The following is a 24,472-nucleotide window of genomic DNA, read 5'->3' on the forward strand; positions in this document are numbered from 1 at the left end:
CTGGCCATCCGGGTGGGTTAGGCATGCTGTTACTGCCACTGTATGCTGCGCGCCTTGTTTGCCGAGAGCTTTCGTGTTGAACGCATTGCCGCTGCGCATCCTGGGCACCGGACGCCATGTCCCGGCGCGCGAAGTCACCTCGGGCGAGCTGGATGCGCGCTGGCAGTTGCCGGCTGGAACCACCGCCGCACGGCTGGGTGTCGTCAGCCGCCATTACGTGGGCGAGGGCGAAACGGCATCGTCGATGGGAGCGGCCGCAGCGCGGCAGGCGCTGGACAATGCAGGCATCCACGCCAGCCAGATCGACTGCCTGATCTCGGCCTGCGCGGTGATGGAGCAGCCGATTCCCTGCCAGGCGGTGCTGATCCAGCGCGCCTTGGGGCTGGGCGATTCCGGCATTCCCGCATTCGATGTCAATGCCACCTGCCTGAGCTTCCTGGTGGCGCTGGACATGGCCGCCAGCGCGCTGGCCCTGGGCCGCTATCGGCGCGTGTTGATCGTCTCCAGCGAGGTGGCCTCGGCCGGGCTGGACGATGCCATCCCCGGCACGGCGGGATTGTTCGGCGATGGTGCTGCCGCGGTCGTGGTCGGGCGCAGCAGTGCAGACCAGGACTCGGCGTTGCTGTCCAGCCGCCTTGCCAGTTACGGCAGCGGCGCGGACCTGTGCCGCATCGGTGGCGGTGGCACTCGCGCACCATGCGGAGAGGCCAGCGCGCCCGCGGCCTCGCGGCTGTTCTGGATGGATGGCCGTGGCGCGTATCGCTTTGCCGCGCGTCACCTGCCGGCGTTCTGGACGCAGCTGCTGGACGAGGCGGGGGTTGCGGCCACCGCGTTGCGCTGGCTGGTGCCGCATCAGGCCTCCGGTGGCGGCCTGGATCATGTGGTGCAGGCGCTGGGGCTGCCTGCCGAACAGGTGGTGCGCATCCTGCCGACCACCGGCAACCAGGTGGCCGCCTCGTTGCCGCATGCCTTGCATCATGCCGTGGTGGATCGGCAACTGCAGCGCGGCGAACTGGTCGCCTTGCTCGGCACCGGCGCCGGCCTGGCGATCGGCGGCATGGTGTTGCGCTACTGATGGCACCGCGCGTTTCGCTCGAGCTGCTGCGCATCGGCCATTGCCGGCATTGCGAGCGCATGGTGCGCGCCGATGGGCATTGGCATGCGGTCGAGTTTCCGGCCTTGAGCGTGCTGATCCGGCACCCGCAACGCGGCGCGCTGCTCTACGACACCGGCTATGCGGGGCATTTCTTCCGCGCCACCGATCCGTGGCCGGAACGCCTGTATCGCTGGACCACGCCGGTGACGCTGCCGGCGCACGAGACCCTGGGCGCGCAACTGGCGCGTCGTGACGTGCAGCTGGACGAGATCGCCTGGTGCTTGATCTCGCACTTCCACGCCGACCATATCGGTGGCCTGCGCGATTTGCCGAACGCGCGTTTCATCTGCCTGCGCGCGGACTATCAACAGATGCGCAGCTGTTCGCGCCTGGGCGGGTTGCGCCGCGCGCTGTTGCCGCAGCTGCTGCCGGCCGATTTCGATCGACGCCTGCAGTTTGCCGAACAGGCGCCGCAGCGCGCATCGACCGGTGCCTGGCAGGGCCTGGGCGCTGCCTACGATCTGTTCGAGGACGGCAGCGTGCTGGCCGTGCCGTTGCCTGGCCATGTGCCGGGACAGATGGGGCTATGGCTGCGCGATCAGCAGGACCGCGAGGTGTTGTTGTGCGCAGATGCGGTGTGGTCGTCGGCGACCTGGAAGGCACTGCAATGGCCAGCCTGGCCCACCCGCCTGGTGATGCACGACTGGCCCGCTTTCCAGCGCACCGTGCGGCAGCTGCACGGCCTGTCGCAGGCGCATCCGGAGCTGGTCATCCTGCCTTCGCACTGCCAGCCCAGTCTCGACCGTTATCAACCGGAGTGGCGATGAGCCTGCGCATTCTCGTGACCGGTGCGTCCGGTTTTGTGGGTGGTTCCTTCCTGCGGCGTTTCCAGGGGCAGCCCGGTGTCGAGATCCACGGCATCGGCCGCCGCGCCTGCGCGTTGCCCAACTATCACCGCATCGATTTGAGCCAGCCGTTCGCGCTGGACTGGCAGCCGGACGTGGTGATCCATGCCGCCGCGCTGGCCTCGCCGTGGGGAACGCGCGCGCAGTTCCACCAGCACAACGTGCAGGCCACCGCCAACGTCATCGACTTCTGCAGGCGGCACGGTTGCCCACGCCTGCTGTACGTCTCGTCCAGTTCGGTGTTCTACCGCGAGGAACATCAGTACGACCTGGATGAGGACAGCCCGATCGGCCCGTCCTTCGTCAACACCTATGCGCAGACCAAGTACCTGGGTGAAACGCTGCTGGACACGTATCCAGGCCAATGGTCGGTGTTGCGCCCGCGTGCGGTGTTCGGCCCCGGCGATACGGTGCTGTTCCCGCGCGTGATCGCGGCGGCCCGCAAGGGCGCGCTGCCGCGTTTTGTCGGCCAGACCCGGCCGGTGATCGGCGATCTGATCTACATCGATGCACTGTGCGATTACCTCTACCGCGCTGCCACCGCACCGCAGCTGCAGCGCGCCTACAACCTCACCAATGCGCAGCCGGTGGACCTGCAGCAGCTGTTGCTGGATGTGCTGGCACGCCTGCACTTGCCGCTGCCGCAGCGCGAAGTGCGCATCGGCACGGCGCTACGCATGGCCAGCGTGGTGGAAGGCGCGTATCGCTTGTTGCGGTTGCGCAGCGAGCCGCCGATCACGCGCTTCGGCGTGGGCGTGTTCGCGTATTCCAAGACCTTCAATCCGCAGCGCACGCTGGCCGATCTGGGGCCGCCCAGCGTCGGTCTGGACGAGGGCGTGGAGGCGTTCGTCCGCTGGCAGGCGGCGCAATGGGCCTAGTGGCGGCCCTGGCTGCGCTCTATCTGGCCTTGCTGATCGTCAAGACCGCAGCGGTGTTGTGGGTGATGCGTCGCGCACCCAGGGCGCCGTTGCATGACGTTGCAGCCAGCCAGGCGGATGTGGCGATCCTGCAGCCCATCCTGGGCGGCGACGCGCATCTGCAGCAGGTGCTGGCCGCCAACCTGCAGGCGCTGCCGCAGGCACACTTCCTGTGGCTGCTGGACGCAGACGACCGCGCCGGCAACACGGTGGCCGATGCGCTGGTGGCGCTGTATCCGCAGCTACGCATTACCCGCATGCAGGTGCCCGCCGCGCCGCCGGATCTCAATCCGAAGGCGTGGAAGCTGCAGGCGGCGCTTGCGCAGGTGCAAGCGCCGATCAGCCTGGTGCTGGATGACGATGCGCAGTTGAGCGCCGCTGCGCTGGCGCAATTGCTGCGCGATCTGCAGCATGCCGATCTGGTCACCGCGTTACCGCATTACCGCGACAGCGACACGCTGGCCGGGCGGCTGCTGGCGCAGTTCGTCAACAACAATGCCGCGCTCACCTATCTGGGCTGGCTGCCGTTCGCCGCGCCGCTGACCATCAACGGCATGTGCTACGCCGCGCGCACCGAATGCCTGCGTGCCTGGGGCGGTCTTGGCGGCGTGCTGGACCAGCTTACCGACGATCTGGCCGTGGCCGCCCTGGTGCGCGAACGAGGTGGCCGTCTCTGGCAATCCATCGCCCCGGTGGCGATGCGTACCGCCATGCCGGATCTGCCCAGCTATGCCCGCCAGATGCACCGCTGGATGCTGTTCGCATCGATCCTGCTGCGCCGTCAACGCATCGGTATCGCCGTTGCCATCGCGGTGCTGCAGGGGGTGCCGCCGGTACTGCTGCTGGCCCTGTTGCTCGCCATCTGCGTGCAGCCCGGTGGCTGGTCCATCGCCTGCGGGGCGACGACCCTGCTGCTGCGGGCGCTGCTGCTGTGCGTGGTGCAGTGGCGCAGCAGCGGTGCGGTACGCCACCGGCCGGTGCTGTCGGTCCTGGCCGAATGCCTGCAGCCGCTGCACCTGCTGCACGCGGCCTGCGTACGCAGCATCGCCTGGCGCACGCGGCGTTACCGCGTGCTGGCGGATGGTCGCTTCCGTGCGCAGTGACGTGCCGCCCTTGCAGATCGCTTTTTTCACCGGGCAAAGCGACCCGGCGAGCTGCGCCTTGAGCGCGCAGCAACGCGATTTCCTGCAGCAGCTGCATGGCGATGGCCGGCAGTTGATCGCATCCAATTACCCGTACCGCAGCGACATGGCGCCACACCGTCGCGTTGCGCTGTGGCGCGCCAGCGTCTGCAACGCGCGCCAGTACCTGGCCGCGCGTGCGGCGCGCGTGGCGCACAGCGACCGCATGAGCGTGCAGGCCTTGCTCGCGCAGGCGCCGATGACGGTGCTGCTGGCCGGCAGCTGCGGGTTGCAGCTGCTCACCGCGCTACAGTTGCCGCAGGACCTGCGCGCGCGTCTGGCGGTGTTCGCCTACGGCCCGGTCTGCCACGAACCGGCCACGTTCGCGCAGTTGCACAGCGTGCAAGGGCGCGGCGACTGGATTTCGCGTGCGCTGTTTCGTGGGCCGGTGCAGCTGGCGCCGGCCTGCGGGCATATGGATTACCTGACCACTGCGGACGTGCTGTCAGCCTGCCAGGCTTTCGTCGCCACGATCCAGCAGACGCTGCGGGGCCGGGTGCATGCGCATTGACCTGGTCGCCCCGCCGTACAGCGGGCATCTGCATCCCATCCTGGCCATCGCCCGGCAGCTGGCGCCGCATCACGACGTGCACGTGATCAGCACGCCGGCTGCGCAGGCGCGTATCCAGGCATGTGGCTTGCGCGGCGCAGGCGTCCTGGATGCGCACGCCGACCGCGTGTTGCTGGAGATCGCCAATCCGCCGCATGCGGTGGGCCGCAATCCGCTGCGGCTGCGCCGGCAGCTGCACAACGCGCTGGGATTGATGGCGCAGGTGGGCGATGCGCTGCAGGCGCGTTGGCGCACGCGGCGGCCGGACCTGGTGATCGCCGATTTCACCCTGCCCAGTGCCGGGCTGGCGGCGCAGGCGATGGGCATCGCCTGGTGGACCAGCATGCCATCGCCCTGCGTGATCGAAACGGGCGGCGGGCCGCCGGCGTACTTCGGTGGCCTGCTGCCTGCGGCCACGCTGCGCCAGCGTGCCTGGCATGCGATCGCCCGGCGGCTCACCCGCGGCTTCAAGCGCAGCCTGCATGCCTGCTACCGGCGGCAGATGCGGGCCTGCGGCTTGCCGGCGCTGTACCGCAACGATGGCAGCGAGGCGGTGTATTCGCCGCAGTGCATCCTGGCCCTGGGAGTGCCGTCGTTCGAGTTCGCACAGCGCTGGCCCGCCGCACTGCGCTTTGTCGGGCCGCAGTTGTGCACGCCCCCGTCAGCCGTGCAGGCACCGGAGTTTCTCGCCGGGCGGCGGCATGTGCTGGTGACCCTGGGCACCCACCTGCAATGGGTCAAGCAGCGCATGGATGCGGTGTTGCGCGCGCTGGCGCCGCAGTTTCCCGAGGTGGTGTTCCACTTCAGCGATGGCGATACCGCCGCACCGCCGCGGCCGGCATGCGGCAACTACCGGCGTCTGCCCTACGTGGACTATGCGCAGCACCTGCATCGCTACGCGCTGGTGGTTCACCACGGCGGTGCCGGCATCCTGTACGCCTGCCTGGATGCGGGGCTGCCGTCCATCGTGTATCCACTGGACTACGACCAGTTCGACCACGCCGCACGGTTGCAGGCCGCCGGTGCGGCATGGTGGCTGCGGGAACTGGATGGGCTACCGGTGCTATTGCGCCAGGCACTCGCGTCTCCCGAACCGGGCCCGGGTGTGCGCCGGCTGCAGACGGAGCTGCACGACATGCAGGCGCGTGGCCGCATCGTGGAGCTGGTGGACGCGTTTCAGCGCACCGGCGCGGTGCCGGCGTAGCGTCTCAGGCGAGTGGCATGATCTCGCGCTGCAGCCGCACGCGGCGGCAATGCAACCATGCGCCTGCGATCGCGCAAGGCAGTGCCACGGTGCGATGCGTCTGGTGCGACTTCGCAGCGAGGTTGCCAGGCCGGTAGATCGGCCAGAGAAAAACCGGCACACGCAAGGCCTCTGCCGGTTCCTGTGCAACTGCCGTCACCGGGTGGTTGCGGCGTGGCGGGTCGGTCGCGCTCAGCCCGCGGCAGCGTTCAATGCCGGTGCGCTGGTGGCCATCAGCTGCGGCCAGCGCTTGAGCACCGCGGCACGGATGCCGGCCTGGTCGATACCGGCTTCGGCCAGCAGGTCTTCGCGGCTGGCGTGCTGCTGGAAGCTGTCCGGCAGGCCCAGGTGCAGCATCGCCATCAGCACGCCTTCGGCATTGAGCAGCTCGGACACGCCCGAGCCTGCGCCGCCGGCCACCACGTTGTCTTCGATGGTGACGAAGCCGTCGTGGGTCCGGGCCAGCTCCAGCAGCATCGCCTTGTCCAGCGGTTTGACGAAGCGCATGTTGACCACGGTGAGGCCAAGTTCGCGGCCCACCGCCTCGGCGGCGTCCACGCATGCGCCGAAGCCCAGCAGGGCGATACGCGTGCCGCTGTGGCGCAACTGCGCCTTGCCGATCGGCAGGGTGGTCAGCGAGGCATCCAGTGCCACGCCCGGGCCGGTGCCGCGCGGGTAGCGCACGGCGGCCGGGCCTGCGTAGTGCACGCCGGTGCTCAGCATCTGGCGGCATTCGGCTTCGTCGGCCGGCGCCATCACCACCATGTGCGGCACGCAGCGCAGGAAACTCAGGTCCAGGTTGCCGGCATGGGTGGCGCCATCCGGGCCGACCACGCCACCGCGATCGATCGCGAACAGCACGTCGAGCTTCTGCACCGCCACGTCGTGCACCAGCTGGTCGTAGCCGCGCTGCAGGAAGGTGGAATAGATCGCCACCACCGGCTTGGCGCCTTGCGTGGCCATGCCGGCGGCCAGCGTCACCGCATGCTGTTCGGCAATGGCCACATCGAAGTAGCGCTGCGGATACTCCTTGCTGAAGCGCACCAGCCCCGAGCCTTCGCGCATTGCCGGGGTGATCACCAGCAGCCTGGGCTCGGCGGCGGCCATGTCGCAGACCCAGTCGCTGAAGACATCGGTATAGGTCGGCTTCTTGGCGCCGGTCTTGGCGACCAGGCCCTTGCTCGGGTCGAACGGGCCGACCGCGTGATAACCGATCTGGTCGCCTTCGGCCAGCTCGTAGCCCTTGCCCTTGGTGGTGATCACGTGCAACAGCTGCGGACCTTTGAGGGTCTTGAGTGTTTTCAGCGCGCCGACCAGGCCGGGCAGGTCGTGGCCATCGATCGGGCCGGTGTAGTGGAAGCCCATTTCCTCGAACAGCGTGGACGGCACGAACATGCCCTTCCAGTGTTCTTCCCAACGCCGTACGAAGCGTGCGGTGGGATTGTTCTTCTTGTCGCCGAGGATCTTCTTGCCGCCCTCACGGATGGCATTGAGGGTACGGCTGCCGCTGGCACGGCCGAGCATCTTGGTCAGCCCGCCCACCGCCTCGGAGATCGACATGCGGTTGTCGTTGAGGATCACCAGCAGGTTCGGCTCCGGCTCCATGCCGCCGGCGTGATTGAGTGCTTCGTAGACCATGCCGGCGGTCATCGCACCGTCGCCGATCACCGCGACCACCTTGCGGTCGTCGCCATTGCGCTGCGCGGCGATCGCCATGCCGAGCGCGGCCGAGATCGAGGTCGACGAATGACCGACGCCGAAGGTGTCGTAGATGCTCTCTTCGCGCTTGGGAAACGGCGCCACGCCGTCCTTCTGCTTGACCGTGTGGATCTGGTCGCGCCGGCCGGTGAGGATCTTGTGCGGGTAGGTCTGATGCCCGACGTCCCACACCAGCTGATCGACCGGAGTCTGGTAGAGATAGTGCAGGGCCACGGTGAGTTCGATCACGCCCAGCCCGGCCGCGAAGTGCCCGCCGCTCTTGCCCACCGATTCGATGAGATAGGCGCGCAATTCGTCTGCGATGGCCGCAAGCTCGGCCTCGTCGAAGCGGCGCAGGTCGTCGGGGGTCTGGATGCGCGACAGGCGCGGATAGCGGGTGGAGTCGATCATCATCGTGTCAATGTGCTGAAACCATATTGTCCTCCCCATGCGAAGGCCCGGCAAGCAAACCGGTTCAGCTGTCAGCGGGCGGTGAGGGCGGTGCGGCCCCGGTGTTGCTGGCCTGCGCCCTGCACGCAGGCGCCTGCGGCAATCTGCCGCACCCTGCGCGATGCATTCCTGGCAGTGATGGGGGGCCAGACGCGGCGGCTGCACGGTGCTTGCGCGCGGCACGCCTGGCTGGTGGATGAGCGACTTGCCGACGCGCCGGGTCGGCCGAAGATCGGCGCGGTCGCGGTGAAGATCAGAAGCGGCCCGATGCGCCTTACAGCGACAATTTCGAACGTTTCGGCAACTGGGCGCGCAGGAACGCCATCTGGTCGGAGAGGATGTTGCGGTTGGACAGGATCAGGTGCTCGATCCAGCTTGGCCGGTACGGCACCGCTAGCAGCGGCATGTGCGCCTGCTGCGGGGTGCGGTTGGCCTTGCGCGAGTTGCACTGGAAGCAGGCGGTGACCACGTTCTCCCAGGTGTCGCGCCCGCCCTTGGAGACCGGCATCACGTGGTCGCGGGTCAGATGCGGGCGGCTGAAATGCTGGCCGCAATACATGCACAACTGCGCATCGCGCGCGAATAGCGCGGTGTTGCTGAGCGTGGGGGTGGGGTCCAGCGCGCGCGAACGGGCATGGCCGCGTGCGGCGATGATGGGATGCAGATCCAGCGTACTGCGCATGCCGGTGAGCCGCGAGATGCCGCCGTGGATCTGCATGCAGGGCTCGCCCAGGGTCCAGGACACCGCATCGCGTGCATACAGGCAGGCAGCGTCCTGCCAGTTGATCCAGTCCAGTACCCGGCCATGCGCATCGAGCGAGAGCAGGCGCAAGGTGGGCAGTTGCTGGATCGCAGCGACAGCGCTGCCCGCGACCGGAGCAGTGCTGCCTCCGGGGAAGATCACATCACCTGCGTGCGTGTCTGTCTCCATCGGGAAAACAGCTTATACCCGATCGTTGACAGTTTGTGTATCGCAGCGAACGGCCTCGTCGCGGCCAGGTCCGCTCCTACGACAGCGGGGGGCGTGATGGTTGTCTGTAGGAGCGTCCCCGGGCGCGAGGCTTTGCCGATCGGTGTGGGCTTGTCGCGTCCAGGTCCGCTCTTACGACAGCGGGGGGGCGCGATGGTTGTCTGTAGGAGCGCCCCTGGGCGCGAGGCTTTGCCGATCGGTGTCGGCTTGTCGCGGCCAGGTCCGCTCCTACGACGGCGGCAGCCTGCCGCGATGCGCTGGCGCTCAGGCGTCGCCGAACAGCTCCGCCTCCAGCGTCATCAACGGTGCGGCGCCGCTGCGGATGGTGGCGGCGTGGGTCAGCGTGCGCGGCAGGATGCGGGCGAAATAGAAGCGTGCCGTCTCGCGCTTGGCGCGCTTGAACTCCTCGCCCTGCGCCGAGGCATCGGCGGCGGCCACGCTGCGCGCCCACCAGTACGCCAGCACCACATAGCCGGAATAGAACAGGTAGTCGTAGCTGGCCGCACCCAGTTCGTCCGGGTTGCGCGCGGCGCGGTCGAGCACGTCGCGGGTCAGCATGGCCCATTCGCTGGCCTTGTCGCGCAGCGGCTTGATGAACTCGGCCAGTGCCGCATTGCCTTCCTGTGCCTTGGCGAAGGTTTCCACGTCGGCCAGGAACAGCTTGAGCCCGGCGGCCTGGCTGGCGGCGGTCTTGCGGCCGATCAGGTCCAGCGCCTGGATGCCGGTGGTGCCTTCGTAGATGGTGGTGATGCGGGCATCGCGCGCCAGCTGCTCCATGCCGTATTCGCGGATGTAGCCGTGGCCGCCGAAGCACTGCAGCGCGTGGTAGGTGTTCTCGATCGACCACTCGGTCTGGCAGGCCTTGGAGATCGGGGTGAGGAAGCTCACCAGGGTCTCGGCATCATCGCGTTCCTGCTCGCTGGCACCACGGTGGGCCAGGTCGACCAGGCTGGCCGCGTGCAGGGCCAGCAGTCGGCTGCCTTCGGTGAGCGACTTGATGGTCAGCAACATGCGGCGCACGTCCGGGTGCACGATGATCGGGTCTGCAGGCTTGTCGGGTGCCTTGGCGCCGCTGAGTGCGCGCGACTGCAGCCGCTCGCGGGTGTAGCGCAGGGCGTTCTGGTAGGCGCGCTCGGACAGGCCGATGCCTTGCAGGCCCACACTCAGGCGCGCAGTGTTCATCATGGTGAACATCGCCTGCAGTCCCTTGTGCGGCTGGCCGACCAGATAGCCCTGGGCGCCCTCGAAGTTCATCACGCAGGTCACCGAGCCCTTGATGCCCATCTTGTGTTCGATCGAGCCGCAATGCAGTGCGTTGCGTTCGCCCACCGTGCCGTCGCGGCCCACCTTGAACTTGGGAGTGACGAACAGCGAGATGCCCTTGGCGCCGGCCGGGGCATCGGGCAGCTTGGCCAGCACCAGATGCACGATGTTGTCGGTGAGGTCGTGCTCGCCGGCGGTGATGAAGATCTTGGTGCCGGTGATGGCGTAGCTGCCGTCTGTATTGGGCTCGGCGCGGGTCTTGAGCAGGCCCAGGTCGGTGCCGCAGTGCGGTTCGGTCAGGCACATGGTGCCGGTCCAGCGGCCGTCGATCAGCGGCTTGAGAAAGACCTCCTGCTGCCAGGCCTCGCCGTGCTGGCGCAGCGCCTCGGTGGCGCCATGCGAGAGCAGCGGGAAGTTGCCCCAGGCCAGGTTGGCGGAGTTGATCATTTCGTTGAGCGGCACGCCCAGCAGATGCGGCATGCCCTGGCCGCCGAATTCCTGCTCGGCGGTCAGCCCGTTCCAGCCGCCTTCCACGAACTGATCGTAGGCGGCGCGGAAGCCGGGCGGAGTGGTCACCGCGTGGGTGCTCTTGTCGAAGGCGCAGCCGATTTCGTCGCCCACGCTGTTCAGCGGCGCCAGCACCTGGGTGGTGAAGCGGCCGGCCTCTTCGAGCACGGCATCGATGATGTCGGCGCTGGCCTCGGTGTAGCCGAGCCGGGCGAACAGGGCTTCGGCGCCCAGGACGTCGTGCAGGGCGAAACGGAAGTCGGTCAGCGGGGCGGTATAGCTGCTCATGCGGGATCCTTCGAAGACGGTACGGGAGGCGTGCGCGTCAGCGCAGCACGCCGTTGAGGCCGGGGGCCGGGCTGAGCGTGTTGCGCGATTCCACCGCGAACTCGCGTTGTTTCTTGTCCTGCGGGGTCGCCCACACGGTGCCCTTGAGGGTATAGGGCAGCGAGCGGCCGCCGGCGAGCACGTCGGCCACGGTGATCCGGCCCAGCGAGGTGGGTTGCAGGTTGACGGTGACCATGTCGGCGGTTTCCGGGCCGATCGAGATGCCCACGGCCTGGTCGAGCTTGCCGGCCACCTGGTCGCCGGCGGAGATCTCCAGCGCCACGCGCTCGAACTGCATCGAAATGCTGCTGTAGTTCTGCAGGCGCAGGTCCACCGACCACGAGCCGTCGGCACGCACGGTCAGTTGCTGGATGCTGGCTGCCGGCTCGGACACACGGCGCACCGCGCCGCCACAGCCGCTCAACAGCAGCCCCCAGGCCAGCGACAGGATCAGAAGGCGATAGGCACGACGCATGTACTTGGGTCCTTGGCGATGAGGCGGCGCCAAGAATACTACGCAGTACGGATAGCGCCTCGCGGCCTGGAGCGGCTAATCGAACATCGCCGGCAGTCGTCCGCTGGGTGTGGACGGCGTGCAAGAACCGGAATGTACGAGTGGGCCATGCCGCACCGGGTACCGGCCGCGCCTGCGCGGCTGTGTAGTGGTTGTGTTGGCTGATCCAAGGCGACGTCGCTCTGGCTGATCGTCAGGCAGCCCGATTTACAGCAGCGGCGCGGCCACGATCAGCGGCGACAGGTCGTAGCCCATCCGGGTGGCCTGCGCCTTGAGCTGCTCGAACTGCGCGCGCGGCATCTGTGGCGAGCGCGACAGGATCCACAGGTATTTGCGGTCCGGCTCGCCGACCACCGCCCATTGATAGTCCGGGTCCAGCGCGATCACCCAATAGTCCGCCCACACCAGTGGCAACCAGCCCAGCCATTCGGGGGCGAAACGCACCTGCAACTGACCGGGTTGCCCCTGGACCGGGCGCGCCACGCCGTCGGCCTGGGCCAGCTCGCCGTTGGCGGTGCGGCAACCATTGCGCACCCCGATCAGGCCATCGTCGCGCAGCGTGTAGCTGGCGGTGATGTCGCCGCGGCACTTCTTCTGAAACGACACCGGCAGATGCGCGATCTCATGCCACTGCCCGGCGTAGCGTGACAGATCCAGCTGCGGCACCGCACGCACCGGTTGCTGCGCGAGCGCCGTCAGCGGCAGCAGGGCAATGCACGACAACAACAGGCGGGGCAGGCGCATGGCGATCTCCGGTGGACGCGCGCAGGCTAGGCCATGCACCCCGCCGCGCGGCGTGAACCGGCGCAAGAAACCTCCCTAAAACCTGGCCTGGCAACAAAGTTGGCCGCAACGCTTGCCCAAACTGCGCCTGCTCGCTATGATGCGCGTCCTCGCAACGCAGGCATCGTGTTGCAGGCAAGTGGCCGAGTAGCTCAGTTGGTAGAGCAGGGGATTGAAAATCCCCGTGTCGGCGGTTCGATTCCGTCCTCGGCCACCATTTTCTGCAAGCCTTCGTTCGCAAGGCTTTCCGGCGTCTACCGGTTCCGTGATTTCTCCTTCGCATGGCTGTTGATCAGACCGTTCGTTGCGGCGGTGTCGATGGCGTTGCTCGCTCGATTGGCACTGGTGTGTGATGGATGGGTGCCGCGGTGGAGACAGCTTGATCACTGCTTCTGCAGCGCACGCGGCAAGTGGCCGGTGCCGTTGTTCGCGGCCTGGTTTTCCACGCGATCTTCAACCCGGCGTGGCGATACTTTGCGCATGACCCACAACACCCTTCGACGCACATTGATCCACGGCTACTGCGGCGAATTTCGCGTGGAAACGATGGAAAGTCAGGCACCCGGCGAAACCCGGTGGTTTTCGACTGCGTTCGTCTATCACCGCGACCGCAGCGCGCCGATCGCCACGATCGAAGGTGCCGGAGAGGGCGACTATCGGGGCGATGCGCGCGAGCAGGCCTTGCGGGTGGGCTCGTGCCTGGCGGAATTTCTGAATCCGAAGGAATACCGCCTCGGTGAAACCGCAGGCGAGTAGCTGCGCCCCGCCGTGGCGCGGCGGGTGCGATGGCTGCAGTTGTAAATCAGTCGATTCGATGGGCAACCTGGCGTCAATGCGTGCCCCCTCGACATGGACCAGGCAATGGCAATGATGCGTCCATGCCGAAAGCCGAGAGCGCCTGCAGATGGATGCTTGTGAGCGTTGCGTGCATGCGATGCCGTGGATTCGGCTGTGTGGGGTAGCGGCCGATTCGGTTGCATGGATGGGCGTGGTCGTATGGGAAAGGCTCATCTATGTGAGGAATCGACTCACTGCAGCCAACTAAACTGCGGAAACGGGAATGGCCCCCGCGGAGAACACCACTTGAACGATTCCCGTCACCAGGAGCTGCGAGCGCCCATGATCAGCGAAACTCGCAGCCTGCCGGTCGAGAAGCACCGCTCGGACATCTTCTTTGCTGCGGTGGAAACCACGCGCATGCCGATGACGGTGACCGACCCGCATCTGCCGGACAATCCGATCGTGTTCGCCAACCGCGCCTTCCTGGAAATGACCGGGTATTCGGCCGAGGAAATCATCGGCAACAACTGCCGTTTCCTGCAGGGCCCGGAGACCGATCCGGCCAGCGTGCAGGACGTACGCGAGTCGATCGAGAACCGCCGCGAATTCGCCACCGAAGTGCTGAATTACCGCAAGGACGGCTCCTCGTTCTGGAATGCGTTGTTCGTCTCGCCGGTATTCGACGATCAGGGCAACCTGGTGTACTTCTTCGGCTCGCAGCTGGATGTGAGCCGACGCCGCGATGCCGAAGACGCGCTGCGCCAGGCGCAGAAAATGGAGGCGCTGGGGCAGTTGACCGGCGGAATCGCGCACGATTTCAACAACCTGCTACAGGTAATGTCCGGGCATCTGGAGGTGATCCAGATGATGGCGTCCGGCGACGCCGCAAAGAATGCCGAGCGCATCGCCTTCAGTGCCGAGCATGCCGCAACCGCGGCCGCCAAGGCCGCCACGCTCACCCAGCAGTTGCTGGCGTTCTCGCGCAAGCAGAAGTTGCGCGGGCGGGTGGTCAATCTCAATGGCCTGGTGTCGGGCATGAACAACATGGCCGAGCGCGCGCTGGGCGGCGGCATCAGCTTGCGGCAGTCGCTGGAAGGGGGTTTGTGGAATTGCCAGATCGACACCACGCAGGCCGAAGTGGCGCTATTGAACGTGCTGATCAACGCGCGCGATGCGATGGCGCAGTCCGAGCGCAAGGAAGTCACCGTGCAGACGCAGAACGTGGAGATCACCAATCACGATCTGGCGATGCACCACCAGCTGGCACCCGGCCGCTACGTCAGCATTGCGGTCAGCGACACCGGTTCGGGCATGCCGCCGGAAGTGGCCAGCCGGGTGATGGAGCCGTTCTTCACCACCAAGGACGAAGGCCAGGGCACCGGCCTGGGGCTGTCGATGGTGTATGGCTTCGTCAAGCAATCCGGCGGCACCGTGCGCATCTACAGCGAAGTGGGCGAGGGCACCACGGTGCGCCTGTATTTCCCGGCGTCCAGCGAGTTCGAGAACGATCTGCAGTTGGCCAAGAGCCGTGCGATCGACAAGGGTGGCAATGAGACCATCCTGGTGGTGGAAGACAAGCAGGACGTGGCGGTGGTGGCCAGGATGTTCCTGGAGAACGCCGGTTACCGCATCCTCTCTGCGTCGAGCGGGCGCGAGGCGGTGGAGCTGCTGGAGCAGCACCCGGAGGTGGATGCCTTGTTCACCGACCTGATCATGCCCGGTGGCATGAACGGGGTGGTGCTCGCGCGCGAGGCGCGACGCATGCTGCCAAGGATCAAGGTATTGCTGACCACCGGCTATGCCGATGCCAGCATCCAGCGCACCGATGTGGGCGGAGCGGAGTTCGATGTGGTCAACAAGCCGTACACGCAGAAGGAATTGCTCAAGCGCATCCGCATGCTGCTGGATGGGCCCACTGGCGTGGGTTGAGGCGGCGGCAGCCGGCGCGAGCGACTTGGCAGATCTTCTCAGCAAGAGATTCACTTGCCGCGGTTCCGCCCCATCGCGGCCGACGTCTTCGATCCGAATCCCGAATCCCGAATCCAGGCCTGACTATTCCTCGCCCAGCGGCGCGACATAGCCTTCCGGCTTGTCGGCATTGCGCTCGAACAGAAACTTCTGCAGCTCGGTCTCGAGAAAGGCGCGGTGCTTGGGGTCGCGCGGCGACAGCCGGTTTTCGTTGATCAGCATGGTCTGGTGCGCCAGCCACGCCTGCCAGGCGGTCTTGCCGATCTGCGCGAACACGCGCTGGCCAAGTTCGCCGGGATAGGGCACGAAATCCAGGCCTTCGGTATCGCATTGCTGGTATTGGCAGAACACGGTGCGGGACATGCGATTTCCTTCGAAGCGATTAGAGCGTAGCGAGCAGCTTGCGGATCGGTGCGGGCAGGCCCAGCGAAGCGAGATCGGCGCGGGCCACCCAACGCAGGTCGTCATTGTCGCGCACCGCCGCGCGCAGCGCGACCTTGCGCAGGCGCAAGGGCTGCAGATGCAGGCGGTAATGGCTGAAGGTATGCACCAGCAGCGGCAGCGCGTCGGCGCGTTCGTAGTCGCCGTCGATATGGCTGGCGAACCAGGCGCGCAGGCCGCTGTCGGTGTCGGCCTGCGGCAGCGTCCATAGCGAGGCCCAGATGCCGGTGGGCGGGCGGCGCTGCAGCAGGATCTCGCCCTGCGTGTTTTCCAGCAGCAGCGCCGTGGCTTCGCGCTCGGGCAACACCTTGCCCGGTTTGGGGGTGGGCAATGCGTCCACCAGCCCTTCGCGGCGCGCGACGCACGCCTGCTGCAGCGGGCACACGATGCAGGCCGGTCTGGCGCGCGTGCACAAGGTGGCGCCGAAATCCATCTGCGCCTGCGTGTAGTCGGCCAGGCGGCCCTCGGGAACCTGTGCAACGTGCATGCTCGCCAGCTGCCAGAGCTGCTTTTCCACCACCGGCAGCCCGGGGTAGCCGGCAATGCCGTGGAAGCGCGTCAACACGCGTTTGACGTTGCCGTCCATGATCGGGAAACGGTCGTTCCAGGCCTGGCTGAGGATCGCGCCGGCGGTGCTGCGGCCGATGCCGGGCAGCGCAAGCAAGGCATCGAGATCGCGCGGCAGCTCGCCGCCGTGCAAGGCGACGCATTGCCGGGCGGCGGCATGCAGATTGCGCGCCCGCGCGTAGTAGCCCAACCCGGCCCAGTGCGCCGTGACGCTGTCGTTATCGGCGGCGGCCAGATCGGGCAGGGTCGGGAAACGCGCGACGAACTTCTGGAAGTAGGGAATGACCACCGCAACCTGGGTCTGCTGCAGCATGATTTCCGACAGCCAGACCCGGTATGGCGCACGCGGATGCTGCCATGGCAGATCGTGGCGGCCGTGGTCGTCGAACCAGTGCAGCAACGCAGCGACGAAGCTGTCGGAAGAAGAAGCGGCGGGGTCGGCGGGCATGAGGTCTGCTGGCTGGAAAGAGGAAGGCTTGGGGGCGTGCTTGAACCGTCGGACGATGACATACCTTGCCGGCCATCGCGGCCGGCCGGGCGATGGTGCGGAGTGCAGGACCGTCACCGTGGCCGTCGCCCGGCGATCTGCGGGGCCTGGAGCGGCCAACGGGACGTAGCGAGCAGTGGCCAGGTGCGGACGGTCTGCCGTGACTACCTCCCGCGAGCGCAAAAGTGCAACGTGGGCAGCAGCAATGCTGTACAGCGCCCTTGTCACCGTGCTGTATCCGCGCGACCGCTACCGGTGCCTGCAGCAACCGCCGCAAGCCAAGCGAACGGCTTTCAAGAACGTGCCGGGCTGGCATTACGTCGATTGCGTGGTGAGGCGGCGACGACAGTTACCGCTGCCTGTGCTGTCCCCGGTCCCCGGTCCCGGGTCCCGGGTCCCGGCTCTCAATCAGCTGCCCAAGGCTTCCGGCAACAAGGCATCCACGAATGCCACCGGATCGAACACGCGCAGGTCCTCCGGGCGCTCGCCGATGCCGGCGAAGCGGATCGGGATGTTGAACTCGCGTGCCAGCGCGAACACCACGCCACCCTTGGCGGTGCCATCGAGCTTGGTCACCACCAGGCCGGTGACGCCGACCGCGGCATGGAACTGACGCAGCTGCGAAATGGCGTTCTGGCCGGTGGTGCCGTCGATGACCATCAGCACTTCGTGCGGGGCGGCGGCGTCGATCTTGCCGAGCACGCGACGGATCTTGCCCAGTTCGTTCATCAGGCCGGTCTGGGTGTGCAGGCGGCCGGCGGTGTCGGCGATCAATACATCGGTACCGCGCGCCTTGGCGGCCTGCAGCGCATCGAAGGCCACCGACGCGGCGTCGGCGTTCTGCCCCTGCGCGATCACCGCCACGCCATTGCGGTCGCCCCAGGCCTGCAGCTGCGCCACCGCGGCAGCGCGGAAGGTGTCGCCGGCGGCCAGCATCAGGCTGTGGCCCTCGTCCTTGAAGCGCTTGGCGAGCTTGCCGATGGTGGTGGTCTTGCCGACGCCATTGACGCCGACGGTGAGCACCACGAACGGCTTGAGCGAGCGGTCGATCAGCAGCGGCTTGGACACCGGCTGCAGCAGCGCGATGAGGTCGGCGCGCAAGGCCTTGAACAGGGCCTGGGCGTCGGCGAATTCGCGCGATTTCATGCGCTTGCGCAGGCCTTCCACCAGCGCGGTGGTGGCGCCGATGCCGACGTCGGCGGTGATCAGCGCGGTTTCGATCTCGTCGAGCAGGTCGTCGTCGAGCTTGGGGTTGCGCGAGAACAGGCCACCGAAGCTGCGTGCGAAGCTGCTGTTGCGCAGGCGCTCACGCCAGCCGGGTTTGCCGGCCGGCGCAGCGGGCAGGGTATCGTGCTGGCCGACGATGCTGTCGCCATCCTGCGTGGCCGGCGCCGGACTGCTGACGATGGCTGGTGCGGTGACCACCGGAGCGGTACTCGCGGGAGCGGCGGCAGGGGCGGCGGAGGCCGCTGGGGTTGCTGCCGGCGGCACGATGGCCGGCGCAGCGGCGACCGATGGGATGGCCGCGGGCACGGCAGCAGCAGGTGCGGCGCCCGATGGTGTGGTGGCCGGTGCTGGCGCTGCCGGCTGCGTCGGGGGAGCTGCCGCAGGGGCGGGCGCGGCAGCAGGCGCGTCCGGCACATGCTGCGGCTGCACGACCACCGGCGGAACCACCACCACCGGGGTCGGCGGGGTGGGCGCAGCGCTCGGTGCCGGATCCGGCAGGGCCTGCAGGGCGGACGGTGCTGCTGCGGCAGGCGGCGCCGGCGCGCTCGGCACCGCGGCGATGCTTTGCGCCTGGCCGGTGCGTGCCGCGATGTCGCGCGCGAGCGCGTCGGCCGGGGTCACAGCCGGCTTGGGGGTGTCCGCCATCGGCGCGGGCGCTGCGGCTGGCGCGGGCGTTACTGGCGTTTCGATGGCCGGCGCTGTGCCGGTCTGCGCAGGCGGCATGGCCTCGAGCGGCGAGCCAGGCGTGGCGGCAGCCGGCGCGGTGGGGAATGCGGCTGCCAGTTCTTCCAGGCTGTAGCGCGAAGTACGCGAGCTGTCGGGCGTGGTGGGCTTGTTGCGGCGGAAAAAGCTGGCCATTGGCAACGCAGTAGGGGAAACCGGGAATTCTACCATCCGGGCCCCGGCGCACCTTGACGCGCCTTTCAGTGCTGCGCTGTGAGACCGGCGGCAAGGATGACGTCAGCGAGCCCTGTCATGCTGCCGAATTCGGCATTTGTGCCAGCTTTGTGTCAGCGCTTGGATGCAGACTTACAGCTGTCCCTTGAGGGCACGATAATCGCGCGGCGTCATGCCGACGGTGGCCTTGAACTGGCGCGCGAACGCGCTCTGGTCGGCGAAGCCGCAGCGCTGGCCGATGCTGGCGATACTGTCCTCGCCGTACAGCAGCCGCATCGCCGATTCGATGCGCAGCTTGGTCAGCAGCTGCTGCGGGGTGACCTGGAACACGCGGCGGAAGTGCCGTTCCAGCTGCGCCACCGACAGCCCGGCCAGGTCGGCCAGGGCCTGCACGCGCAGGTTGTCGCCGAAGTTGGCCTGCATGTGGTCCATCACCTGGCTGAGGCGTTCATAGGCTGAATGGCGGTTGTCGGGCTGGCCCAGGTCGCGCGAGATGCCGACCACGCCGATCACCTCGTTGGCCTCGCACAGCGGGCGCTTGAAGGTCAGGCACCAGCCGGGCAACCGGTTGGGATACAGGTGCACTTCCAGCTGGTTGTCGATGAGTTCGCCGAGCAGCACGCGACGGTCCTGCATCATGTAGCTGCCGCCCAGCGGCAGCGGAAATACCTCCAGCGGCGAGCGCCCGATGATCTCGCTGCGCAGCTTGCGCCCGAGCCGGCGCACCAGGGTGAGATTGCAGTGGGTGTAGCGGCCTTCGCCATCCTTGATGAAGAACACCACGTCCGGCAGTGCATCGAACAGCGTCTGCATTTCCAGCGCGGGAAGGTTGAGGTCCATCGGGGTCATGGTGGCAGTCACGGTTGAACGGCTGTACGAAAGGTGCAGCCCGTTATTGATCCTAGCGCAAACGCGCGGCCCTGAAGCAGCTTGTCGATTGTGCGGATTTCCGCATTTTCACTTCGCATTGCACGCTAGTCGTTCGCGGGCCGGCGGTGGGAGCATGGGCCATGCACACCATCGACGTCATCGACTCCCATACCGCCGGCGAACCTACCCGGGTGGTGCTCTCCGGCTTTCCCGACCTGGGCGAGGGCGACCTGGCGCAGTGTCGCGAGCGCTTTGGGCGCGACTTCGATCGCTGGCGCAGCGCCATCGCCTGCGAACCGCGCGGCTCGGACACCATGGTGGGCGCGCTGTTGCTGCCGCCGCGGGATCAGAGCGCCTGCACCGGAGTGATCTTCTTCAACAACGTGGGTTATCTGGGGATGTGCGGCCACGGCACCATCGGGGTGGTGCGCACGCTGGCGGAGCTGGGGCGGATCGGGCCAGGGCAGCACCGCATCGAGACCCCGGTCGGCACCGTGGGGGTGGAGCTGGCCGCCGACGGCACGGTGTGGGTGGACAACGTCGAGAGCTATCGCGCCGCCGCCGGGGTGGAGGTGGACGTGCCGGGCTACGGGCGGGTGCGCGGCGACGTGGCCTGGGGCGGCAACTGGTTCTTCATCACCGAACAGGCGCCGTGCGTGCTGGACCTGGCGCATCAGCGCGAGCTCACCGCGTACACCGCGGCGATCCGGCTGGCGCTGGAAGCGGCCGGGATCACGGGGGAGGCGGGGGGCGAAATCGATCACATCGAAGTCAACGGCGCCGCGCCCGACGGCAGCGGCGTGGCGCGCAACTTCGTGCTGTGCCCGGGGCTGGCCTACGACCGTTCGCCCTGCGGCACCGGCACCAGCGCCAAGCTGGCCTGCCTGGCCGCCGACGGCAAGCTGGGCGAAGGCGAGCGCTGGGTGCAGCAAGGCATCCTGGGCAGCGCCTTCGAGGGCAGTTATCGGCTGAGCGGGCGTGGCATTGCGCCGCGCATCAGCGGGCAGGCGCATATCACGGCGCGCTCGCAGCTGGTCATCGACCCGGCCGATCCGTTCGCCTGGGGCATCGTGGCCTGATGGAAGTCCAGCGGCCCGCGCCGGTGGTTGCGTCGGCCCCGTTGTCGGCCGCTGCGATGCCTGCTGCGATGGCCGGGACATCTGCACCGATGCCCGCGTCGGCGTCGGCGTCGGCGTCAACGCCCGGATTGGGTGCCGAATCCGATTCCGCAGCGTCCGCCACGTCCACCCGACGCAGTTACGACCTGATCGTGATCGGCGCCGGTATTGTCGGCGCCGCCTGCGCCGAGGCCGCGGCGGGCGAGGGCCTGCGTGTGGCGATCGTGGAGCCGGGGCCGATCGGCGGCGGCTCCACCGCGGCGGCGATGGGCCATCTGGTGGCGATGGACGACGACCCGGCCGAGCTGGCGCTGTCGGCCTATTCGCTGCGCCTGTGGGAGCGCTTCGCTACGTTGAGCGAGGCCGAATTCAGCCGTTGCGGCACCTTGTGGGTGGCCCGCGATGCTCGTGAGCTGGCGGCGGTGCCGGCCAAGATCGCGCGGCTGGCAGCGGCCGGCCTGCACGCTGACGCCATCGATGCGCAGCAGCTGTATGCCCTGGAGCCGCAGCTGGTGCCGGGCCTGGCCGGCGGCATGCGGGTACCCGACGAAGCGGTGGTGTACCCGCCGCGCGTGGCCCGGCATCTGGTGGGGCTGGCCTGCACGGCGGGGGCGCAGTTGTTCGCTGGCCGCCGCGTGGCGCAGTTGCTGGAACAGGGCGTGCGCCTGGACGATGGGCAGCAGCTGGCCGGGCCGGTGCTGGTGGCCAGCGGCGTGGCGCTGCCGCAGCTGCTGCCGGAGCTGGCCCTGCGCCCGCGCAAGGGCCACCTGGTCATCACCGACCGCCACCCCGGGCTGATCCGGCATCAGTTGCTGGAACTGGGCTACGCCGATTCGGCACATGGCGCCGACGACACCAGCGTGGCCTTCAACGTGCAGCCGCGGCCCACCGGGCAATTGCTGATCGGTTCGTCGCGGCAGTTCGGCGAGCACGATCGCGCGCTGTCGATGCCGGTGCTGCAACGCATGCTGCAGCGTGCATTCGCCTATTTGCCGGTGCTGCGCGAGCTGCAGGCCATCCGCGTATGGACAGGCCTGCGTCCGGCCACGCCGGACGGGCGGCCGTATCTTGGGGCGGTGCCCGGCCGGCGCGATGTCTGGGTGGCGGCAGGGCACGAGGGGCTGGGTGTCACCACGGCGCTGGGGAGCGCACGGGTGATCGTGGACAGCCTGCTCGGGCGCACGCCTGCCATCGACCCGGCGCCGTATGCGCCGGCGCGCGCCGTGCAGGGGCATGCCGCATGAGCGCGACGGTGCGCCTGCAGGTGGATGCGCAGCCGGTGGAGGTGCCTGCCGGTGCCAGCGTGGCGGCCGCGGTGGCGCAGGCCACGCTGCAGTTCCGGCAATCGAGCAGCGGGCAGCCGCGTGCGCCGCTGTGCGGCATGGGCGTGTGTTTCGAATGCCGGGTGCGCATCGACGGGATCGGCCAGCAACGCGCCTGCCTGGTGGAGGCACGCGACGGCATGCAGTTACGTACCGATGGCTGAGCGCGTGCTGCATTTCGATATGCTGGTGATCGGCGCAGGGCCGGCAGGCCTGGCGGCGGCGCAGGCGGCGGCCAGTCACGGCGTGCGCGTGGGCGTGGTGGACATGCAGCCGCGCGCGGGTGGGCAGGTGTGGCGCAGCGATGTGCGGCACGGCGCACCGCGGGATGCGCGCGCGTTGCTGCAGCAGGTGGGCGATACCGCCTCGATCACGCTGCTGGCGCGCACGCAGATCGTGCTGGCGCAGCCCGGATGGCTGCTGGCCGATGGCCCGGACGGCACGCTGCAACTGCATTACGCCGCCCTGGTGCTGGCCACCGGTGCGCGCGAGCTGTTGCTGCCGTTTCCGGGCTGGACGCTGCCCGGCGTCACCGGCGCCGGCGCGGCGCAGGCGCTGGCCAAGCAGGGCTGGCCGCTGGCCGGCAAGCGCGTGCTGGTGGCCGGCAGCGGGCCATTGCTGTTGGCCAGCGCTGCGACCTTGCAACGGCATGGCGCCACGGTGCTGGGCATTCACGAACAGGCATCGGCGGCGGCACTGCGCAGGTTCGCCGCGCAGCTGTGGCGCTGGCCGGGCAAGGCCGCGCAGGCGGTGGCGCTGCGGCTGCAATTGCATCGGGTCGGGTATCGCAGCGGCAGCGTGGTGGTGGCCGCGCACGGCGATACGCAGTTGCGCGAAGTGGAGCTGGAGGGGCCGGCCGGGCGCAGCCGTCTTGCCTGCGATCAGCTCGCGGTGGGCTACGGCCTGGTGCCCAACACCGAGCTGGCGCAATTGCTCGGCTGCCAGCTGGAGCCCTGCGGTGCGCATCGGCAGGTGCAGGTGGATGCCTTGCTGCGCACCAGCGTCACCCAGGTGTTCGCGGCCGGCGAAGCCTGCGGCATCGGCGGGCGCGATTGCGCGCTGGTCGAAGGCGCGATGGCCGGACACATGGCCGCCGGCGCGCCGGACGAGGCGCTGCGGCTGCAGCCGCGCCGACGTGCGGCGCGCGCGTTTGCGCAACTGCTGCAGCAGCAATTCGCGCTGGACCGGCGCATCCACACCCTGGCGCGCCCGGACACCCTGGTTTGCCGCTGCGAAGACGTGCCGCTGGGTGCGCTGAACAACTTCCACGATGCACGCGACGCCAAGCTGGCGTCGCGCTGCGGCATGGGTGCCTGCCAGGGCCGCATCTGCGGCACCGCGCTGGCCGAACTGGGCCACTGCCTGCCCGATCTTTCCACCGACGCCGGCCGCCGGCCGCCGTTGTTCCCGGTCCGCCTCGCGGCGCTGGCCGACCCGTTCACTTCCGACTCGCAAGGGAATCACCCATGAGCATTGCTGCGTTCTGGCACGGCGTGTTGCCGGCCATCACCACCCCGTTCACCGCCTCGGGCGAGATCGACCACGACTTCCTCGGCAAGCACGCCAACCAGCTGGTGGACGCCGGCTGCACCGCGATCGTGCCGCTGGGCTCGTTGGGCGAGGCGGCCACCTTGAGCGTGGACGACAAGCTGGCGATCCTGCGCACGCTGGTCACTGCCCTCAACGGCCGCGTGCCGGTGGTGCCGGGTATCGCCAGCCTGGCGACCGGCGAAGCGGTGGCGCTGGCCAAGGCGGCCAAGGAGATCGGCTGCGGCGGATTGATGGTGTTGCCGCCGTACGTGTATTCCACCGATTGGCGCGAGATGGGCGCGCATGTGCGCGCGGTGATCGGCGCGACCGACCTACCGGTGATCCTGTACAACAACCCGGTGGCTTACAAGACCGATTTCGGCCCGGCGCAGATCGCCGAGCTGGCCGGCGAGTTCCCGAACCTGCAGGCAGTGAAGGAATCCTCCGGCGACGTGCGCCGCTTTGCCGCCCTGCAGGAACTGCTGGGCGATCGGCTGGCGCTGCTGGTGGGCATGGACGATGCCATCGTCGAAGGCCTGAGCATGGGCGCCAAGGGCTGGATCGCCGGCCTGGTCAATGCGTATCCGAAAGAATCGGTACGCCTGTTCGAGCTGGCGCGCGATGGCGGCTACCCGGCGGCCAAGGAGCTGTACAACTGGTTCCTGCCGCTGCTGCGCCTGGATACCGTGCCTACCTTTGTGCAGCTGATCAAACTGGTGCAGGCAAAGGTGGGCATGGGCAGCGAGCAGGTGCGTGCGCCGCGGCTGGTGGTGGCTGGTGCCGAGCGCGAGGCGGCGCTGAAGGTGATCGACCACGCCATCGCACACGCGCCCAAACTGTCGTGATTGCGCAGGCACCATG

At 68.2% G+C, this 24,472-nt stretch carries 22 protein-coding genes, 1 tRNA gene and 1 other RNA gene; 14 read left to right on the forward strand and 10 right to left on the reverse strand.

Annotated features, from left to right (window positions below; all coding sequences use genetic code 11):
- The first annotated feature begins 76 nt into the window (after window positions 1-76).
- From XcodCFBP4690_RS17500 to XcodCFBP4690_RS17525, 6 genes are read left to right on the forward strand one after another with little or no spacing between them, the layout of a single operon-like run.
- Window positions 77-1,075 carry a 3-oxoacyl-[acyl-carrier-protein] synthase III C-terminal domain-containing protein gene (locus XcodCFBP4690_RS17500; protein WP_104542910.1) on the forward strand — a complete coding sequence of 333 codons (999 nt, stop codon included), beginning with the start codon at window positions 77-79 and terminating at the stop codon, window positions 1,073-1,075.
- Window positions 1,075-1,923, forward strand: coding sequence for an MBL fold metallo-hydrolase (locus XcodCFBP4690_RS17505; RefSeq protein ID WP_104542912.1), 849 nt, complete (start codon window positions 1,075-1,077; stop codon window positions 1,921-1,923). The genes XcodCFBP4690_RS17500 and XcodCFBP4690_RS17505 overlap by 1 nt, the downstream gene beginning before the upstream one ends.
- The gene (locus XcodCFBP4690_RS17510; RefSeq protein WP_104542957.1) at window positions 1,920-2,879 is read left to right on the forward strand and encodes an NAD-dependent epimerase/dehydratase family protein; all 960 of its coding nucleotides are present in this window, start codon (window positions 1,920-1,922) and stop codon (window positions 2,877-2,879) included. Before XcodCFBP4690_RS17505 ends, XcodCFBP4690_RS17510 begins: the two co-directional genes overlap by 4 nt.
- On the forward strand, window positions 2,870-4,021 hold the full coding sequence (locus XcodCFBP4690_RS17515; protein ID WP_104542914.1) for a glycosyltransferase: 1,152 nt from the start codon (window positions 2,870-2,872) through the stop codon (window positions 4,019-4,021). Before XcodCFBP4690_RS17510 ends, XcodCFBP4690_RS17515 begins: the two co-directional genes overlap by 10 nt.
- Window positions 3,999-4,610 carry a hypothetical protein gene (locus tag XcodCFBP4690_RS17520; protein WP_104542916.1) on the forward strand — a complete coding sequence of 204 codons (612 nt, stop codon included), beginning with the start codon at window positions 3,999-4,001 and terminating at the stop codon, window positions 4,608-4,610. Before XcodCFBP4690_RS17515 ends, XcodCFBP4690_RS17520 begins: the two co-directional genes overlap by 23 nt.
- Window positions 4,600-5,853 (forward strand): glycosyltransferase, encoded by a 1,254-nt coding sequence (locus XcodCFBP4690_RS17525; protein ID WP_104542918.1) that lies wholly within the window; start codon window positions 4,600-4,602, stop codon window positions 5,851-5,853. The genes XcodCFBP4690_RS17520 and XcodCFBP4690_RS17525 overlap by 11 nt, the downstream gene beginning before the upstream one ends.
- Before the next feature lie 231 nt (window positions 5,854-6,084).
- Here the strand turns inward: XcodCFBP4690_RS17525 and dxs are convergent, their stop codons facing one another.
- The 6 genes from dxs to XcodCFBP4690_RS17555 all read right to left on the reverse strand — a co-directional run bounded on the left by dxs (window position 6,085) and on the right by XcodCFBP4690_RS17555 (window position 12,365).
- On the reverse strand, window positions 6,085-8,001 hold the full coding sequence (dxs, locus tag XcodCFBP4690_RS17530; protein ID WP_104542959.1) for a 1-deoxy-D-xylulose-5-phosphate synthase: 1,917 nt from the start codon (window positions 7,999-8,001) through the stop codon (window positions 6,085-6,087).
- 313 nt (window positions 8,002-8,314) lie between these two features.
- Entirely contained in the window at window positions 8,315-8,971 is a 657-nt protein-coding gene (locus XcodCFBP4690_RS17535) for an HNH endonuclease (protein ID WP_104542920.1), read from the reverse strand.
- Between the two features lie 303 nt (window positions 8,972-9,274).
- A complete protein-coding gene (locus XcodCFBP4690_RS17540) occupies window positions 9,275-11,068 on the reverse strand; it encodes an acyl-CoA dehydrogenase C-terminal domain-containing protein (protein WP_104542922.1) in 1,794 nt (597 codons plus the stop codon).
- 37 nt (window positions 11,069-11,105) lie between these two features.
- A complete protein-coding gene (locus XcodCFBP4690_RS17545; RefSeq protein WP_104542924.1) occupies window positions 11,106-11,582 on the reverse strand; it encodes an LEA/WHy family protein in 477 nt (158 codons plus the stop codon).
- 73 nt (window positions 11,583-11,655) lie between these two features.
- Window positions 11,656-11,731: non-coding RNA, sX9 sRNA (locus XcodCFBP4690_RS17550), on the reverse strand.
- 97 nt (window positions 11,732-11,828) lie between these two features.
- Window positions 11,829-12,365 carry a lipocalin family protein gene (locus XcodCFBP4690_RS17555; protein WP_104542926.1) on the reverse strand — a complete coding sequence of 179 codons (537 nt, stop codon included), beginning with the start codon at window positions 12,363-12,365 and terminating at the stop codon, window positions 11,829-11,831.
- 180 nt (window positions 12,366-12,545) lie between these two features.
- Here XcodCFBP4690_RS17555 and XcodCFBP4690_RS17560 point away from each other — a divergent pair.
- The 3 genes from XcodCFBP4690_RS17560 to XcodCFBP4690_RS17570 all read left to right on the forward strand — a co-directional run bounded on the left by XcodCFBP4690_RS17560 (window position 12,546) and on the right by XcodCFBP4690_RS17570 (window position 15,113).
- Window positions 12,546-12,621: transfer RNA gene (locus XcodCFBP4690_RS17560), tRNA-Phe, on the forward strand.
- Between the two features lie 263 nt (window positions 12,622-12,884).
- Complete coding sequence (locus XcodCFBP4690_RS17565) at window positions 12,885-13,160, forward strand: hypothetical protein (protein WP_146091946.1); 276 nt, start codon at window positions 12,885-12,887, stop codon at window positions 13,158-13,160.
- A gap of 327 nt (window positions 13,161-13,487) precedes the next feature.
- A complete protein-coding gene (locus XcodCFBP4690_RS17570) occupies window positions 13,488-15,113 on the forward strand; it encodes a hybrid sensor histidine kinase/response regulator (RefSeq protein ID WP_104542930.1) in 1,626 nt (541 codons plus the stop codon).
- Between the two features lie 123 nt (window positions 15,114-15,236).
- On the opposite strand, the gene XcodCFBP4690_RS17575 is transcribed toward XcodCFBP4690_RS17570, so the two are convergent.
- The 4 genes from XcodCFBP4690_RS17575 to XcodCFBP4690_RS17590 all read right to left on the reverse strand — a co-directional run bounded on the left by XcodCFBP4690_RS17575 (window position 15,237) and on the right by XcodCFBP4690_RS17590 (window position 19,620).
- Window positions 15,237-15,515: an oxidative damage protection protein gene (locus XcodCFBP4690_RS17575; RefSeq protein WP_104542932.1), complete on the reverse strand. Its 279-nt coding sequence runs from the start codon at window positions 15,513-15,515 to the stop codon at window positions 15,237-15,239.
- Between the two features lie 19 nt (window positions 15,516-15,534).
- The gene (gene mutY, locus XcodCFBP4690_RS17580; protein ID WP_104542933.1) at window positions 15,535-16,608 is read right to left on the reverse strand and encodes an A/G-specific adenine glycosylase; all 1,074 of its coding nucleotides are present in this window, start codon (window positions 16,606-16,608) and stop codon (window positions 15,535-15,537) included.
- A 447-nt stretch (window positions 16,609-17,055) separates the two neighbouring features.
- Window positions 17,056-18,732 (reverse strand): signal recognition particle-docking protein FtsY, encoded by a 1,677-nt coding sequence (gene ftsY, locus XcodCFBP4690_RS17585; RefSeq protein WP_146091947.1) that lies wholly within the window; start codon window positions 18,730-18,732, stop codon window positions 17,056-17,058.
- A 171-nt stretch (window positions 18,733-18,903) separates the two neighbouring features.
- Window positions 18,904-19,620 (reverse strand): AraC family transcriptional regulator, encoded by a 717-nt coding sequence (locus XcodCFBP4690_RS17590; protein WP_104542937.1) that lies wholly within the window; start codon window positions 19,618-19,620, stop codon window positions 18,904-18,906.
- A 161-nt stretch (window positions 19,621-19,781) separates the two neighbouring features.
- Between XcodCFBP4690_RS17590 and XcodCFBP4690_RS17595 the strand changes: the two genes are divergently transcribed.
- From XcodCFBP4690_RS17595 to XcodCFBP4690_RS17615, 5 genes are read left to right on the forward strand one after another with little or no spacing between them, the layout of a single operon-like run.
- Window positions 19,782-20,720, forward strand: coding sequence for a proline racemase family protein (locus XcodCFBP4690_RS17595; protein WP_104542939.1), 939 nt, complete (start codon window positions 19,782-19,784; stop codon window positions 20,718-20,720).
- Window positions 20,720-22,003, forward strand: coding sequence for an NAD(P)/FAD-dependent oxidoreductase (locus XcodCFBP4690_RS17600; RefSeq protein ID WP_167394690.1), 1,284 nt, complete (start codon window positions 20,720-20,722; stop codon window positions 22,001-22,003). Before XcodCFBP4690_RS17595 ends, XcodCFBP4690_RS17600 begins: the two co-directional genes overlap by 1 nt.
- Window positions 22,000-22,245, forward strand: coding sequence for a 2Fe-2S iron-sulfur cluster-binding protein (locus tag XcodCFBP4690_RS17605; RefSeq protein WP_104542941.1), 246 nt, complete (start codon window positions 22,000-22,002; stop codon window positions 22,243-22,245). Before XcodCFBP4690_RS17600 ends, XcodCFBP4690_RS17605 begins: the two co-directional genes overlap by 4 nt.
- Entirely contained in the window at window positions 22,238-23,551 is a 1,314-nt protein-coding gene (locus tag XcodCFBP4690_RS17610) for an NAD(P)/FAD-dependent oxidoreductase (protein ID WP_104542943.1), read from the forward strand. The genes XcodCFBP4690_RS17605 and XcodCFBP4690_RS17610 overlap by 8 nt, the downstream gene beginning before the upstream one ends.
- Complete coding sequence (locus tag XcodCFBP4690_RS17615) at window positions 23,548-24,456, forward strand: dihydrodipicolinate synthase family protein (RefSeq protein ID WP_104542945.1); 909 nt, start codon at window positions 23,548-23,550, stop codon at window positions 24,454-24,456. The genes XcodCFBP4690_RS17610 and XcodCFBP4690_RS17615 overlap by 4 nt, the downstream gene beginning before the upstream one ends.
- Window positions 24,457-24,472: the final 16 nt, after the last annotated feature.

It is taken from the genome of Xanthomonas codiaei (assembly GCF_002939785.1).
Lineage (GTDB): Bacteria > Pseudomonadota > Gammaproteobacteria > Xanthomonadales > Xanthomonadaceae > Xanthomonas > Xanthomonas codiaei.